The sequence below is a fragment of the Prosthecobacter sp. genome (genome assembly GCF_044378005.1).
In the GTDB taxonomy this organism is placed as follows: Bacteria; Verrucomicrobiota; Verrucomicrobiia; order Verrucomicrobiales; family Verrucomicrobiaceae; genus Prosthecobacter.
In genome coordinates, this window is sequence record NZ_JBILYB010000031.1 from 32,584 (window position 1) to 48,790 (window position 16,207).

Annotated in this window: 9 protein-coding genes; 2 read left to right on the forward strand and 7 right to left on the reverse strand. The window is 61.0% G+C overall.

Features of this window, described 5'->3' with window-relative positions; translation table 11 throughout:
• Positions 1-23 precede the first annotated feature (23 nt).
• On the reverse strand, positions 24-1,454 hold the full coding sequence (locus tag AC6FTP_RS08820; RefSeq protein ID WP_497206545.1) for a DUF1501 domain-containing protein: 1,431 nt from the start codon (positions 1,452-1,454) through the stop codon (positions 24-26).
• A 98-nt stretch (positions 1,455-1,552) separates the two neighbouring features.
• Positions 1,553-3,484: an NAD(+) synthase gene (locus tag AC6FTP_RS08825; RefSeq protein ID WP_497206546.1), complete on the reverse strand. Its 1,932-nt coding sequence runs from the start codon at positions 3,482-3,484 to the stop codon at positions 1,553-1,555.
• A 169-nt stretch (positions 3,485-3,653) separates the two neighbouring features.
• On the opposite strand from AC6FTP_RS08825, the gene AC6FTP_RS08830 reads away from it, so the two are divergent.
• Positions 3,654-5,039 carry a transglutaminase domain-containing protein gene (locus AC6FTP_RS08830; RefSeq protein ID WP_497206547.1) on the forward strand — a complete coding sequence of 462 codons (1,386 nt, stop codon included), beginning with the start codon at positions 3,654-3,656 and terminating at the stop codon, positions 5,037-5,039.
• 32 nt (positions 5,040-5,071) lie between these two features.
• Here the strand turns inward: AC6FTP_RS08830 and AC6FTP_RS08835 are convergent, their stop codons facing one another.
• Together AC6FTP_RS08835 and AC6FTP_RS08840 are read right to left on the reverse strand one after the other, a co-directional pair.
• Positions 5,072-7,651, reverse strand: a complete 2,580-nt coding sequence (locus AC6FTP_RS08835) for a M16 family metallopeptidase (RefSeq protein ID WP_497206548.1) — start codon at positions 7,649-7,651, stop codon at positions 5,072-5,074.
• 59 nt (positions 7,652-7,710) lie between these two features.
• Positions 7,711-9,915, reverse strand: a complete 2,205-nt coding sequence (locus tag AC6FTP_RS08840) for a transglutaminase family protein (RefSeq protein ID WP_497206549.1) — start codon at positions 9,913-9,915, stop codon at positions 7,711-7,713.
• A gap of 98 nt (positions 9,916-10,013) precedes the next feature.
• Between AC6FTP_RS08840 and AC6FTP_RS08845 the strand changes: the two genes are divergently transcribed.
• Complete coding sequence (locus tag AC6FTP_RS08845) at positions 10,014-13,130, forward strand: PSD1 and planctomycete cytochrome C domain-containing protein (protein ID WP_497206550.1); 3,117 nt, start codon at positions 10,014-10,016, stop codon at positions 13,128-13,130.
• A 49-nt stretch (positions 13,131-13,179) separates the two neighbouring features.
• On the opposite strand, the gene AC6FTP_RS08850 is transcribed toward AC6FTP_RS08845, so the two are convergent.
• The 3 genes from AC6FTP_RS08850 to AC6FTP_RS08860 all read right to left on the reverse strand — a co-directional run.
• Entirely contained in the window at positions 13,180-13,671 is a 492-nt protein-coding gene (locus AC6FTP_RS08850; RefSeq protein WP_497206551.1) for a PIN domain-containing protein, read from the reverse strand.
• On the reverse strand, positions 13,668-13,910 hold the full coding sequence (locus tag AC6FTP_RS08855) for a UPF0175 family protein (protein ID WP_497206552.1): 243 nt from the start codon (positions 13,908-13,910) through the stop codon (positions 13,668-13,670). The genes AC6FTP_RS08850 and AC6FTP_RS08855 overlap by 4 nt, the downstream gene beginning before the upstream one ends.
• 149 nt (positions 13,911-14,059) lie before the next feature.
• A partial coding sequence (locus tag AC6FTP_RS08860) for an immunoglobulin domain-containing protein (RefSeq protein WP_497206553.1) occupies positions 14,060-16,207 on the reverse strand: 2,148 nt, incomplete at its 5' end.

Here is a 16,207-nt window from a genome sequence, read left to right on the forward strand (position 1 = left end):
GCACAAAGGAAAGCAAAACTTCCTCACGCCAACATCTTCGACACCAGCTCCCCATGCACATTCGTCAGGCGCATATCGAGACCTTGGAACTTCACCGCCAGCTTTGTGTGCTCGAAGCCGAGCAGATGCAGCAGCGTCGCGTGCAGGTCATGCACATGCACAGGATCTTGAGTCACGTTGAAGCCGAACTCATCGCTCTCGCCGAGCGTAAGGCCGGGCTTCATGCCACCACCGGCGAACCACATGGTGAAGGCATTGGGATGATGATCGCGCCCATCGCTGCCGCCTTGCACCATCGGCGTGCGGCCAAATTCGCCGCCCCAGATGACGATCGTGTCCTCCAGCAGGCCGCGCTGCTGCAAATCACGCACCAGCGCGGCGCAGGGTTGATCCGTGAGTCCGCATTGCTGCTTCAGGCCGCCCGTAAGGCCACCGTGATGATCCCAGGCTTCATGGAAGAGCTGCACAAAGCGCACTCCACTTTCGATGAGGCGACGTGCGAGCAGGCAGTTGTTCGCAAACGAAGCCTCGCCCGGCTTCGCGCCGTACATGTCGAGGATGTGCTGCGGCTCTTTGGAGATGTCCATCACCTCGGGCGCGGTTTGCTGCATCCGGTAGGCGAGTTCGAAGCTGTTGATGCGCGCGGCGATCTCAGGATCACCCACTTCGCCCAGGCGCTCTTCGTTGAGCTGCTTCAGCGCGTCCAAAGTCTGCCGCTGCGTGGCATCGGTCACGCCTTTGGGATTGTTCAGAAAAAGCACTGGCTCACCGCTGCTGCGGAAGGGAACGCCCTGATAAACGGTCGGCAGGAAGCCGCAGCCGAAGTTGGATAGGCCACCGCTCGGACCCTTCTGCCCGCTTTGCATCACCACATAGCCCGGCAGGTCCTGATTCTCCGTGCCCAAGCCATACAGCGACCACGCCCCAAAGCTCGGGCGACCAAAAATCTGCGAGCCCGTGCTCATCAGAATCTGCGCGGGAGCATGGTTGAAGGCGTCCGTCTTCATCGAACGCACGATGGTGAGAGCATCCGCGATCTTCGCCGTGTGCGGCAGCAGCTCGCTGATCTCTGCTCCGCTTTGCCCGTGTTTGGCGAACTTAAACTTCGGTCCGAGCAGCTTGCTGTTCGGATTGATGAAGGCCGCTCGGTAGCCTTTCAAAAGGTCCGCCGGTGGCAGCTTGCCATCCCACTTGGCGAGTTCGGGCTTGTTATCGAAAAGCTCCAGATGACTCGGAGCGCCGCCCATGAAGAGATAGATGACTCGCTTCGCCTTGGCTGGGTAATGCGGCTTTTTCACGGCCAGCGGACTCACTGGAGCCGCAGCGGCGCTGCTTTGTCCGCGCATCAGATCCAGGGCAGCGAGCGAAGCCATGCCCACGCCGCACTCCTGGAAAAACCAGCGGCGGGTGAGGTAGCGGGCGTGCTCGGACTGGAGTTCGCGTTGGAGATTCATGATCGGAAGAAGCTACGAAGCATTCGCTACGAAGCGAAACCCTCTTTCGATCCCGGCGGCGAATGCCATGTCGCCGTGCCGGATTGTGCAAGCGCGGCTCACTCCAGCTCCCCCGCCCAGTCACTCGGCATCCGCCAGTCGCCACGCGGCGAAAGCGCCACGGAGCCGACTTTGGGGCCATCGGGCATCGACGAGCGCTTGAACTGATTTTGCGCAAAGCGGCGGAGGAAGACAGCGAGCCATTTTTCGATCACGGCAGGCTCATGTTTGCCTGCAAAGGCAAGGTTCGCGAGGTAGCGGATCTTTTCCGCCGGGCAGCCGTGACGGACGAAGTGGAAGAGGAAGAAGTCGTGCAGCTCATAAGGGCCGACGGTGTCCTCGGTCTTCTGCTCGATCTGGCCATCGGCACCGATGGGCAGCAGCTCAGGCGAGATCGGCGTGGCGATGACATCGTGGAGGATGTCTCCCGCTTCGGCGGCATACAGCTCGGTGGCAGCCCACTCGATCAGGTATTTCACCAGCGTCTTCGGCACACCTGCATTGACGTGATACATGCTCATGTGGTCGCCATTGAAGGTGCACCAGCCGAGCGCCGCTTCGGAGAGATCGCCCGTACCGAGCACGAGGCCGCCGGTTTGATTCGCCACGTCCATCAGCACCTGCGTCCGCTCGCGGGCCTGGGCGTTTTCATAGGTGATGTCATGCAGCCCGGCGGGATGGCCGATGTCGCTGAAGTGCTGCTCCACCGCCGCTTTGATGCTGATCGTGCGCAGCGTGATGCCAAGTGCTTCGGCGAGCTTTTCGGCATTGCCTTTCGTGCGCTCGGTGGTGCCGAAGCCGGGCATGGTCACGGTCAAAGCAGCGCTGCGGGGCAGGTCCGCACGCTTCAGAGCTTCGATTAAAACGAGCAGCGCGAGTGTGGAGTCCAGCCCACCCGAGAGGCCGAGCACGACAGCCTTGCTTTTGGTTTGCCGAAGTCGGCGGGCGAGCCCGGTGGCCTGGATGGCGAAGATCTCCTCACACACCGCGCGTCGGTCGGCTCCAGCAGGTGGGACAAAGGGATGCGCGGAGAGCGGGCGCAGCAGTTCTCCTCCAGCGAATGTCTGCCCGAGCGTGAAGCCGATGCGGCGGAAGACGGGGCGTGCTTCGTCATCGCGGAAAGCGGCGCTTTTGAAGCGCTCATGCTGGAGACGCTGGAGGTCCACGTCCGCCACAGCGGCCTGAGTTTGGAAGGAAAAGCGCTCCGTTTCGGCGAGCAGCACGCCGTTCTCCGCGATGAGCCCGTGGCCGGAATACACCACGTCCGTGCTCGACTCCCCTGCCCCGGCCCCGGCATAGACGTAGGCGGCCAGGCAGCGGGCGGACTGCTGATTCACGAGTCCACGACGGTAGGGTGCCTTGCCGAGGACTTCATCGCTGGCAGAGGGGTTCGCCAAAACGGTGGCTCCGGCGAGTGCGGCGTGACTGCTCGGCGGGATCACCGTCCACAGATCCTCGCAGATCTCGATGCCGAGCACAAAGCCGGGCAGATCATCCGCAGCGAAGAGCAGGTCCGTGCCGATGGGGATGCCATCCACCTCCGCGACCGCCAGCGTCGGAGCCGGGGAGAACCAGCGGCGCTCGTAGAACTCGCCCGAATTCGGCAAAAAGGTCTTCGGCACATAGCCGAGCACGCGGCCCCCGGCGATCCCAGCAGCCACGTTATAAAGTCGGCTCTCGACCACCAGCGGCAGCCCCACCACGGCCACGCAGCCGAGGCCGGCGGTGCCTTCCGCCAGCTCCGCCAGCGCCAGCTGGGCTCTCTTTAATAAGGCCGCGTGATGAAAAAGATCCGCACAGGAGTAGCCCGTCAGGCACAGTTCTGGGAAGACGATGAGCCGCGCCCCCTGGCCCGCGCGGGCGGCCAGCTCACGCTTCAGGACGGATAAATTCGCCCCTACATCTCCGAGCACCAGCTCAGGAGACACCGCCACCACACGGGCGAAACCGTGGTTTTCACGAGGACTGGCAGGGGCTGGCTGGTCGGGCATGGCGGGACTGATAGCACGGATGTGGCAGATGGAAACCGGCGGTAAGACCGCCTTTTTCCCCAAGGAGCGCGGCTTGTAAGTTCTCTGTCTTTCCCGCCTTTGGTCTTGCCACCCTGTCTATAATTACTATAATTAGAACACTCATTCACCTTTTCTCACTTCTTCCACGATGGTCCGCCGCCTCATCCTCTGGTCAGTTCTTGCAGGAACCATTCTTGCAGGCGGACTCATGGCACATCGTAAGGGCTTGCTGAAGGGGGCCCTGTCCATTCTAGAACAGAGGTTCAGCGACGGGTCCAATCACTACTCAGATGTGCGCTTCCGCGTGGACCTCGTGGACAGGCTGAACTACGCGCGAATCGCCTCCAAACAGCCCACCCTGCGCATGGACCCGGAGCTGGACGAATGGCTGCAAAAGGTCTTCCCCACGCTCGTGCTCGACGACATGGACGCGATCACCACCAAGGTTCAGGAAGCCCTGCCCCGCTACTACCACGTCGCCGTTTGCACGGCCGATGCACCGACGCTGCGCGACCTGCTGGACCGGTTCCAGGAATTCGCCGGAAGGAGCGCCCCCGAAATGACGAATCTGGGCTGTGCTGTCCGTCCCTCCATGGGTGGCCTGAGCCATCAGGCGCTCATCGTCGTCGGCCAGCGTCTTGTCGATTTCAGCCCTGAGTCTCTGACCGAAAGAGATGACGAGGCGTTCTTCAGCCGGTGCCTGCACTGCGATCACCCGCACATCGTACGCGTCTCACGCCAGCAGCACAGCCTGGGACTTGAATGCCCGAGCTGCCGCCGGACCTACGCGGTCGTGGCGGCCGATCAACAGCACAAATTCCGCTATGTGAACGAGTTCCTCACCGGTTATGCACCACCAGCCGTCTTTTCCAAAGACATCGCGCGCATCCACGAGCTCTTCACCATCTGCTCCGCCGTGCATGGGAACTGCATCTACACCCGCGATCCAGGTTTGAAAAAGAACGCCACCGATGCCTGGCAGACGAGTTTGGAAACCCAGCGACTCGGCCAGGGCGACTGTGAAGACTCCTCCATCTACCTCTGCGACTGGCTCATCGCCCGTGGCTACAACGCCCGCGTCGCCCTGGGCCGCTACGGTGACCTCGGCGGTCACGCCTGGGTCGTGGTGAAAATGCACGATGTCGAATACCTCCTCGAATCCACCGAGTCAGCCCCAGATCCACGAGATCCGCCGCTCGTGTCGAAAGTCGGCAGTCGCTACATCCCTGAGATCCTCTTCGACCGCTTCGGCATCTATGTCCGCTCCACCCCTGGTCAGGCATGGCGCAGCCAGGACAGCTACTTCTCTGCAAAAACCTGGGCACGGGTGGAGCCTCGCATGCTCAATCCGTCCAGCGAGCCGCTCTTGGGTTCCGTCCAAACCGGTCACAGCAAGCCTATCGACCCCTCGAAACTGGCCCGGACGAACACACCCAATCCCGCCGCAGCCCCCTTCATGGAGCTGGAGGAAATCCCCCGCGGTGCCGCCATCTGGCAGATGCCTCTACCGATGAGCCTGAAGGGTGTGAAGTAACCCGTCAGAGTCAGCCTGCTGGTGGAGTCTGCTCACCCTTCCTTCGGCATCACTCGGGTGATCACCGCCTGCTTCACTTGGAGATAGGCTTTTGCCACGCGCTTGATGTCCTTGTCCGTCACTGCGGCGATCTTTTCGGGCAGGCTCTGGAAGTAGGCATGGCCGTGGCCGTTGATCTCATTCCAGCCGTAGGCGTCGGCCATGCTACCGTTGCCCTGCTGGGCACGCAGCCACTGGGAACGCCAGGCGGTTTTGGCGCGCTGGATCTCGGCGGTCGTGAGACCGTTCTTCGCCAGATCGGCGATGAGGCGTAGCATCTCCTGTTCGGCCAGACCGACCTTCTTGGGATCCGTGCCGACGTAGAAATAAAAGGCTCCGGCTCCGAGCGCGGCGAACTGCTGAGCACCGACGTAGTAGGCCAGACCAAGATCCTCGCGGATGCGGTTGAAGAGACGGCTTCCCATGTCGCTACACGCTTCGTCGATCAGCGTCAGCGCGTGGACATCAGCACTGTGCAGGCCCACGCTGCGGAAGCCGATTACGAGCACGGCCTGCTCTTTTTCCATGGGGATCGTGACAGGCTCGATCTGACGTTTCACCGCAGGGAACTCCGAGATGCTGCGACGCTGCCCGCGCGGCAGTTTGGCAAAGGCGGCCTCGACCTGTTTGCGGATCTCAGCAGCCTTCACATCACCGACGATGGAAAGAACGCCATTCCCACCCGTGATGGACTCAAGCAGCATCGCGCGGCAGTCGGCGACGGTCAGGGACTTCACGGACTCATCCGTGCCGAGTGCTGTGCGGGCAAAGGGCTGCCCAGCGAAGATCTCCGCCCGCGCACGACGGAGCGCCACCGTCACAGGGTCTTCCTTCTCCTCCTGGATCTGCGCGTGTTGGCGCTTTTTCACCTGCTCAAGCTGGGCGGGAGAAAGCGCCGCATTCAGCAGCAGATCACTCATCAAATTCAGACCCAGGCCTTCATCCCCGCGCATGACCTCAGCACCCACGAGGTAGCGGTGGGCGTCTGCCTGGCAGATCAAATTGCCACCCCGGTTCTCCAGCTCAGCGGCAATCTGCGCCGCGCTGCGCGTCTTGGTGCCTTTGAGCAAAAGCGCGGCTGATACCTGCGTCACACCTGCCTTGGCATCGGTCTCCGCGGGCACTCCAGCGAGGAAGCTGCCACGAATGGAGATCAGCGGCAGACGTGCATTTTCCTGCACGAGCAGGGTGAGGCCGTTCTTCAGTTCAAAGCGCTGCACTTCTTCCTTCGCAGAAACAGCGAGCGCCGATGCGGCATCACTTTTCACCTGCGGTCCCACGCTGACGACGCTGCATGTCTGGTCCAAAAGATAACGCTGAGCCACGCTGCGGATGTCCTCCGGCGTCAGTCGGCTGAGCGCGCTTAGATACTGCTGCGGATACTCCAGGCTCCCCACCGTGAGCCAGCCTTGACCCAGAATCGCCGCCTGGCCTTTGGTCGTTGCGAGGCTGCGGAGCTGGTAGCCCAAAGTCGCGCGCAGGGCTTTGGCGAGTTCGTCCTTGCCCGGCCCCTTGACCTGCATCTCACGCACCACGTCATGCATGGCGGCGCAGCAGGCTTCGACGTTTTCGGGATCACACTCCACGTCGGTATTGAAGAGCCCGCACTCCTGCGAGCCCCAGGCTCCAGCCCAGACACTGTGGGCGATGCTGCGCTTCTCACGCAGTTCCTGGAAGAGACGCGAGCTGCGACCACTGCCGAGCAAAAACGCCAGCACATCCAGTGCTGCTTTATCCGCATGACCATCGCCAGGGATCTGCCAACCGAGCGCCACGTGGGTTAGCTCGGAGGCGAAGTCCTTGTGATTCACCCGCTGCCCGAGCTGCCGGGGTTCCTGCGGCAGGATCACGGGCTCGTAGGGCCGCCTCTGCCAGTCGCCCATCAGTCGCTCCACGGCTGCCATCGTGGCCTCAGCATCCACAGCTCCAGCGATGACAACAAAACAATTGTTCGGCACATAATGCCGCTGCATGAAGCCCGCCACGTCCTCGCGCCCGACTTGATCAAACACCTCACGATGTCCGATGATGGGGTGGCGTAGCGGGTGCGTGCGGAAGCAGGTGCTCTGGACGAGATGCTGGAGCTGATCTCCAGGCTCATCATGGCCCATGGCCATCTCACGGCGAATCACGTCCTGCTCCTTCGCCAGCTCAGCGGCATCGATGCGCGAATGCCGCACCATGTCGGCCAGGATGTCGAGGTAGTCCTCCGTGTGCTCCGCGAGGCCGTCGATCCAGTACACCGTGCGATTGAAGGTAGTGTAGGCGTTCACATAGCCGCCGAGCTTTTGGATGCCGGTGGAAATCTCCTGGGCCGAGCGCCGCACGGTGCCTTTGAAAAGCATGTGCTCCAGGCAGTGCGCCAGACCGGCACCGGTCCACTTTTCTTCATGGATGCTTCCCGCCTTCACCCACACCTGCACGCTCACGAGCGGGTGCTGGTGGTCTTCCCGAACGATCACTTCCAGCCCGTTGCTCAGCGTCCGCACCAGCGCACCCATCGGGGGAACGGTGAGAGCGGGCGAAACCTTGGCACGGGAGACAGGGCGGGGCGATTTGGGTCGGGAAGGCATGGAAAGGCGCGAGGCATGGCACGGTCAGAGCCATGGGGCAAGCCTTCTACGTCTGGAGTTTAATCGCGGAGGCTCTGCATCCACTCGTCGAGCTTGGAACGGAACTCCTCGGGGCCGGATTCCGGGAAGTGCTCGATGAGCCATTGCACGTCCACACGCGCCGCAGCCTTGTCGCCGAGACGCTGGTGCATCTGTGCACGGGTGATGCGCTCGACGCTGGAATCGGGATCGATGGCGACGGTGAGATCGAGGTAGGACAGGGATTCCTTCACCGCCTTCTCATCGTCCAAAGCGCTGCTCAGCAGATTGCGCAACATGCGCAAAAGGATGTCACGCTTGGCGGCGGGCTCGAGTTCGGTCTCATCAAAGCGACCGCGATCACTGAGTTCGAGAGCAGCCTGCTCGACGGTGGTTTCCTTGCCGCGATTGAAGGTGTCGATCAGCTCCATCTCACCTTCCGGGCCGTCTTTCCAGCCGACCATGAAACGTCCTGGCAAAGGCACCCCAAGCACATTGGGTATGCCCAGCCGGGTGGCAAATTCGAGGTAAAGCACCGACAAGGTGATGGGCAGCCCTTCGCGATCATCGAGCAGGGCGTTCATGTAGCTGTTGGACTTGTTGGCGTAGTCATGGCGGCTGCCGTGAAAGCCGGATTCCTCGAAGAGATAGCGGTTCAGCCGTTTCACCGCCGAAGCCGTGCCCTTCTTGATTTCGGGGTCGCTTTTCAGCTCGTCCACCATGCGACCGAACTGCTGGAGATACTGCGGCACATCGACTTCCGCGTTGTCATGTCTGGCGAGCAAAAGTGAGGCGCGGAGGAGGTCGATCTTCTCCTCGGGCTTCGCCAGTTCGGCGAGCAGGTCACGCGTCACGGCACGGCGATGCAGATCCTTTTCGAGATCGCGCAATGCCGCTGTCTGCTTTTCGAGATCGCGTCTGCGCTCCACCATCAAGCGGCGAGCCGATGCAGGATCTTCGAGTAACTCAGCGAGGGTTTCATCGCGCCCAGTCTTGGTCGCGGTGAATTGATCGAGCGCCTTGTGAATGGAGCTCGCCAAGGCCGCCGGGATGGCCTTTTCACTCAGATCTGAGCCGACTCGGAAGCCGCGATACTCAGCCGACGGCGAACGGAAGCGACACAGTCCTACCTGACCGCCACGCAGCCCCGTGTCTTCATGCATGAGCACTTGCTGGCCGTTGACCCAGCCAGTGATTTTCTCGGGCTCGACGCGGATGCGGAGATGATTCCAGGTGCCGGGGCGATAAGCCTCCGTCGGGAACTCGGAGAGCACGGTCCAGGAATAAACATCCGCACCTTCGAAGCGGGTGAAGCGCATCTTCCCATTCGAGGGATAGAAGCCGTAGTAATGATCGCTGTCCTGCGCGCAGAAGAGCAGCCCGGCAGCGCCGCTTTCGTCATCAAGCTTCACATTCACAGCAACCTCGAAACTGTCTTTGGGAACGTCACTCTTGGACAGGCAGAGCGTGCGTCCGCCGAATCCACTGCCCATGCCCGATGACTTCAGCGTGCCGGAACTTTGCGTCCAGCGGGAGCCGAGCGCAGGCTGCCAGGACTTCGGATTCAGCACGCCGATGGTCAGCCAGCGCTCGATGGGCACGGGGTTCGGCTCGGCGATGAGGCGCTTCAGTTCATTCACCGGCATGGCAAAGCCGAGATTATCGGTAACGGCGGACTTCATCGTCAGCAGGCCTAGCACACGGGCCTGGCGATCCAGCAGCGGCCCACCGCTGTTTCCGCGCTCGATGGGAATGGCGAGACGGATCATGGGCACTTCATTGACGACATCAGGATACTCGGAGACCACACCATCCACGATGCTGAAAGCCAGGCCCTCTGGGTTACCCATGGCGACGACGGACTGCCCTTGCTTGATCGAGTCGCTGTTCGCCAGCGGGAGCGGCTTCAGATCTTTGGCGGCCACGCGCAGCAGCGCCAGATCCCAATGGGAGTCGGTGGCGGTGATCTCCGTGACCTCGTGCTTGGTGCCATCGCTCATCTCGATCTCCAATCGCCGAGCCTCGCCGATGACGTGGAGATTTGTAGCGATGAGTCCATCCTCACTGACGACAAAGCCAGTGCCGAGTCCGTCTAGCCCTTCCCTGCCCTCCTGCATCACCTTCACGACGGAGGGCTTCACCTCCTCGGCGATGTCCTCGACCGACTTCTGCGCAGGCGTGGGTGATTTACCAAAAGCACTGGGCGCGAGGGCGAGCACGAGCAGGGGGAAGAGAAAGGTGCGCATGAGGAAACAAGATTACGCAGGAAACGCGCCGGAGGGGAAGAACTTCTCATGCGGGGTGAAGAGCAAGAAGCCCGCCCCGCCTTCGTATCCACGGCCCCATGTTGCGCCCATTCACCTTCCTGTTCTGCCTCGCTGCCTCTTCCCAGGCCGCGACGAAGCTCGACTTCAACCGCGACATCCGCCCGATCCTTAGTGACAACTGCTTCGCCTGCCACGGCTTCGATGCCAAGAAGCGGAAGGCCGACCTGCGACTGGACACCCCAGAGGGTGCCTTCAAAGCCATCGAGGGCAGCTTTCCCATCAAGCCTGGCGATGTGAAGGCCAGCAGCATCATCGCGCGCATCGTCAGTGCCGATCCCGATGAAGTGATGCCACCGCCGGAGTCGCATAAAAAGATCACGCTGAAGCAGCTCGAGACGCTGAAGCTCTGGATCAGCCAGGGCGCGGAATACAAGAAGCACTGGGCGTTTGAGAAGCCGGTCAAGACGGCTCCGCCTGCGGTCAAAGGAACGGTCAAGAATGGTGTCGATGCATTCATCCAAGCCCGCCTTGCTGAAGAAGGCCTCTCCCCTGCGCCGGAAGCCTCGAAGGAAACCCTGATCCGCCGTGTGACGCTCGACCTCACCGGTCTGCCTCCGACGGCTGCCGAGGTGGACGCTTTCCTCGCCGACTCCAGCCCGGATGCTTATGAGAAAGTCGTCAGCCGCCTGCTGAAATCTGAACGCTACGGCGAGCACATGGGCCGCTACTGGCTCGATGTCGCCCGCTACGCCGACACCCACGGGCTCCACCTCGACAACGAACGCAGCATGTGGCCCTACCGCGACTGGGTGGTGCGCGCCTTCAATGACAACCTGCCTTATGATCAATTCACGCGCTGGCAGCTCGCGGGTGATCTCCTGCCCAATGCCACGCTGGATCAGCAAATCGCCTCGGGCTTCAACCGCTGCAACGTCACCACCAGCGAGGGCGGCAGCATCGCCGAAGAATTCGTCTTTCGTTATGCCGTGGATCGCACAGACACCACCGTGGCCGTGTGGATGGGCCTCACCGCTGGCTGCGCTGTGTGTCACGATCACAAGTTCGATCCCATCACGCAAAAGGAGTTTTACTCCCTCTACGCTTTCTTCAACAGCGCCGCTGATCCGGCCATGGATGGCAACATCCTGCTGACTCCACCGATCCTGCGCCTCTCGAACGAAGAGCAGAAAAAGCAGCTCGCCGACTATGATCAAAAGATCGCCGCCACGCAGGCCAAGATCCGCGAGGCCATCTCCAAACTCGCCTACACCGACCCCGCCTCGCTCACTCCTCCACCGCCAGTGCAGACTAGCGAAGTCGTGTGGTTTGAGGATGCCTTCCCCGCCGGGGCCGATCTCGGAGTCGCAGGCGCACCCACCGAGATCATCGACAAGGACAAAGGCCCCGTCTTCAGTGGCAGCGCGGCATTGCGTCGCACGGCCAAAGGTGTGGCTCAGGACTTCTTCACCAAGGGCGCGAGCTTCGACATCCCCGCGAATGGCAAGCTCAGCGTGCAGTGTTTCCTCGATCCCAAAGACCCGCCAAAGGCCGTCATGGTGCAGTTCCACGTCGGCGGCTGGAACCACCGCGCCGTGTGGGGTGAGGAAGGCGCGATCCCCTTTGGCAAAGTGCGCACACCAGAGCGCGTGCTCGTGGGCAAGCTGCCCGAACTCGGAACCTGGACGAAGCTCGAAGTGCCTGTCGAAAAGCTCGGTCTCAAGCCCGGCATGAAGGTCACCGGCTTCGCCTTCACCCAGTTCAACGGCACCGTCACCTGGGACCGTCTCGCCGTCAGCTCACGAGTCGATCCCGCCAAAGATCCGCAGTGGTCCTGGAAGGTGTGGACGGAGAAGAATCAGGGCAAACGTGTGGCCGAGCTGCCCTACGATCTGCAAACCCTCGTTCGCGGCAAAAAAGCCGTCGAGTGGACCGAGGCCGAAACGAAACGCGTGAAGGAGTGGTGGTATGAAAACGAGTTCCAGGGCGCCCGCGAGATCGTGCATGGCGCGCGTGCCGAGAAGCTCGCGCTGGAGGCCAAACGCAAGACGCTGGAGGACGTCATCCCCGCCACCTTCATCATGGCGGATATGCCGCAGCCGAGGGAGAGCTTCATCATGTCTCGCGGCCAGTATGACAAGCCGGGCGAGAAGGTGACACGCGGCACGCCAGCCATTTTCCCCGCCTTGCCAAAGAAGGAACAGCCCACCCGGCTCGACCTCGCCGACTGGCTGCTTTCCCCCGAGCATCCGCTCACCGCACGCGTGCAGGTGAACCGCTTCTGGCAGCAGTTCTTCGGCACCGGTTTGGTGAAAACGAGCAACGACTTCGGCTCCCAGGGCGAACCGCCGAGCCATCCCGAGTTGCTCGACTGGCTCGCCGTGACCTTCCGCGAGAGCGGCTGGGACATGAAGGCCTTCGTGAAGATGCTCGTCACGTCTCACACTTACCGGCAGAGTGCTGAGTTCGTAGTTCGGGCTTCAGCCCGCTCAATGAACCCCAAAGACGGGCTAAAGCCCGAACTACAAACCGACCCCGAAAACCGCCTCCTCGCTCGTGGCCCACGCTTCCGTCTCGACGGCGAAGTCGTGCGTGACAGCGCTCTCTTCGTCAGCGGCCTGCTGAGTCCGAAGATCGGCGGCAAAGGCGTGCGTCCTTACCAGCCGGAGAACATCTGGGAGCCCGTCGGTTTCGGCGGCAGCAACACGCGCAACTATGTGCAGGACAAAGGCGAATCGCTCTACCGCCGCAGCCTTTACACCTTCTGGAAGCGCACCGCACCACCGCCCTCCATGACCACCTTCGATGCGCCCAATCGCGAGTCCTACTGCCTGCGTCGCGAACGCAGCAACACCCCGCTTCAGGCACTGAACCTCATGAACGACGTGCAGTTCTTCGAAGCCGCGCGGAACTTCGCCCAGAACCTGATCACCCAGCACCCAAGCACCGACAGCCGCATCACCGCCGCCTTCCGCGCCGTCGCCAGCCGCTACCCGAGCGCCCAGGAGGCCGAACTCATCCGCAGCACCCTGGATCAGCACCTCGCTGCCTACAAAGCCAAGCCCGACTCCGCCAAGCAAGCCATCACCTACGGCGAATCCAAACCCAGCGATAAGCTCGATCCCGCCGAACTCGCCGCCTGGACGATGGTGACGAACTTGTTGCTAAACCTCGACGAAATGGTGACGCGTGGGTGATGTGGCGAGCCATCTCGCCGTGTCTGGTTCAGGGAGACCCTGGGCTTTCTCACGGCAGCTCGCCCGCACGCTTCAAGCTCGAATGGACCAGAGCGGGTGACACCCTGAACCGACCTTCGACCATGAGCTTCCTCAACAATGGTGAGATTTGCGCAACAAAGCCATCATGCTTTGCCCTGACCAGCAGGCCGAGTGTCCCGACCACACGAATGCCATGAGACTCTGCCACTGACCTCGCTGCCACCTCATCAAGTAGGAGTACACTGGATGGGAATTCGAGAGCGAGGGCCAGTGCCTCCGCCTCCCCTTCGTCCAGACGCGGCGCTGAAGCGATACCGCTGGGGATGCTTTGCACTGGTTTCACCAGGCAGCATGGAGGAAGATTCAAGCCGCCAAATCTTCCACTGCTCGTCGAAAGGCGGGTGAACTCACGAGCAACCGCTTCAGGGACAAGCACCTCTCCAAACCACTCTCGAAGCAGATGATCCAGCTCCAAAAAAGCCAGGTTCAACAGCACAGAAGTATCCGCGACGACGATCACGACTTGAGGAGTTGGTCCAGCACCGCCAGGTCAGCATCCAAATCTGTCGGCCCGACACCATTCGAGATGCTGCGTGAATGCAGCTCTGCTTCGAAGGCGTCAGCCTCCATACCCGCAAGCCGGGCACCTAGCCCGCGCGAAATGCCACGCGAGGCATAGAGGGCGCAGGCCAGTTCCAGCCGCAGTTGATCCTCACGGAACAAGGCGAGTGCCGGGTCATCAGGCAGGGTCAAAGTCATGGTTGGAGCCTATCACAACCCAAAACATGGCCAACAGGAAAAAGGAGGGACACTGCAAGAGTTCAGAAGGCCGCAGAGAAAGCCCTTTCTGAGGTATTCTCTGCGGTTATCCCATCTCTCGCGGTGTCCCATTCAGGAAAGGGATAACATCACTCCACCAGCGCCGAGCCCTTCGCCTGCATGTCCTGAGAGATGCGGGACATGGCCTGCTCCACGGTTTCTTGGAAAAGGCGGGCGGGGGTGCTGTTCACGGCATCCAGAGCTAGGGTCAGACTCACTGTCTCGATTCGCACGTTGGAGCCGAGGTCGATGGAGTTTGCGTAGCCTTTTATCGTTGCCGGACCGACCGCCTTGTCCGTCTTGCTGATTGTCAGCAGGCTGTCCGTGCCGTCCATCCAGAGTGCAAACTCTCCCGCCACCAGCTCACTGACCACCGTTTGACTCTTCGGCACCGGGCCGGTGCTTTGAGTGTCGAGGTCTTCATGGATTTCCAGACGATGGATGTTCTGGCTGCCGCTCTTGCTGCCAATGATCAATCCGCCACGCTGTCCGGCACGATCCAGGATCAAGTAGCCGCTAAGCGCCGCATTCGTCGCCACCGTGCCTTCATAGGCCTTGCCAGTGCCGGTCAGTTTGTAGATCAGCAATCCGCTGTCATTCACGCGGAGTTGCGCCGGGGCCGTGGTGACTTTCCCATTCGGCGTGGTCACGGTCACGCTGTAGAGCCCGGCAGAGCTGGCATCCACGTTCGGCACATTCAGCGTGCTGGTGATGGCCCCCTTGATGGGCGTTCCATTCTTGAGCCACTGCCAGACCGTGGCTCCGGGCACATCGACGGTAAAGGTGGCCGTGCCCGCAGGGTTCACATCCGTGCTCTCAGGGGCGCTATTCACCGGCACCAGAGGCAGCAGGGAGAGTCGTGCGGGATTGGAGACATCCACCCCATGCCCATTCTTCACCACCACATCATAGATCCCTTCCTGAGCCCTCTGAATGTTCGTGAGCACCAGCGTTGCATTCGTGGCTTTGGCGATGGTCGCCCCATTCTTGCGCCACTGGTAGATGTAGGGCGGGAGTCCAGTCGCCACGGTAGCCGTGAAGGTCATGCCGTCATCCAGCGCCACTGTAGTATCGCCAGGACTGATGCTCACATTCGGAGCACGGCTCGTGACCATGAGTGTCGCTGCCACACTAGTCACCAAACCTTCATCGTCGGTAACTATCACGTCATAGTTCCCAGCATCACGAAAACTCACGTTTGTAAGAGTTAGCGTGCTACTGGAGCCATTGGGAGTAGCCACACTGTTCTTGCGCCACTGATAGCTGAGCGTGCCTATGCCAACTGCTGAGACAGAGAATGTTGCGCTGCCGCCAAAAGCCACCTGTTTATCTAACGGAGGAACCAATATCTCCAATTCTGTAACTGGAAGGGTAAATGCGTAAGCTGCGCCAGCGTTGCTGGCGGAATTGTCCATCTGAGTTCCTGTGTCGCCTGTTGTGGCTGCATTTACTCCAGTAGCATTGCCATCCTCCAAGAGTGCTCCCACGACCACCGTGCCTCCGTCCACAGCTACACCTTCACCGAAAGAGTCACCAGCTCCAGTATTGCTCGCTTTCAAGTAAGCCTGCTGAGTCCAGACACTGCCACTGCGAGTGAAAACATATGCTGCGCCAGAACCGCTGGCAGAGTTATCGGCCTGAGTGCCCGGGCCACCACTTACACCGGCATTAACTCCAGTGGCATTGCTGCTTTCCCAGCGTGCACCAATGACAACGGTGTTGCCAGACGCTGCCACGGCGATGCCAAACTCGTCACCCGCATCCGTGTTACTAGCTTTGAGATAGGCTTCTTGACTCCACACACTCCCATTGTGGGTAAAAATATATGCTGCTCCGGCACCATCTGCCGAGTTATCACTTTGAGTTCCCACACCACCATTCACAGGTGCATTGACCCCTGTTGCAGTGCTAGACTCCCTCTGTGCGCCGACAACGATCATTGGACCGTCCAAAGCTACTGAAAGGCCGAAATTGTCACCTGCCCCAGTGTTACTGGCTTTGAGACATGCCTGCTGACTCCAAACTCCGGCATTACGCTTAAAAACGTAGGCTGCACCAGAATCGCCAGCGGAATTGTCAGCCTGAGTCCCTGATGCACCACTGAGAGGGGGATTCACTCCTGTGGCATTGCTGTCTTCACGCCAAGCACCGACGATGGCCGTGTCTCCTGAGACATCGACAGATATACCAAACCAATCTTCAGCTTCGGCATTACTGGCTTTTAGATAGGCCTGCTG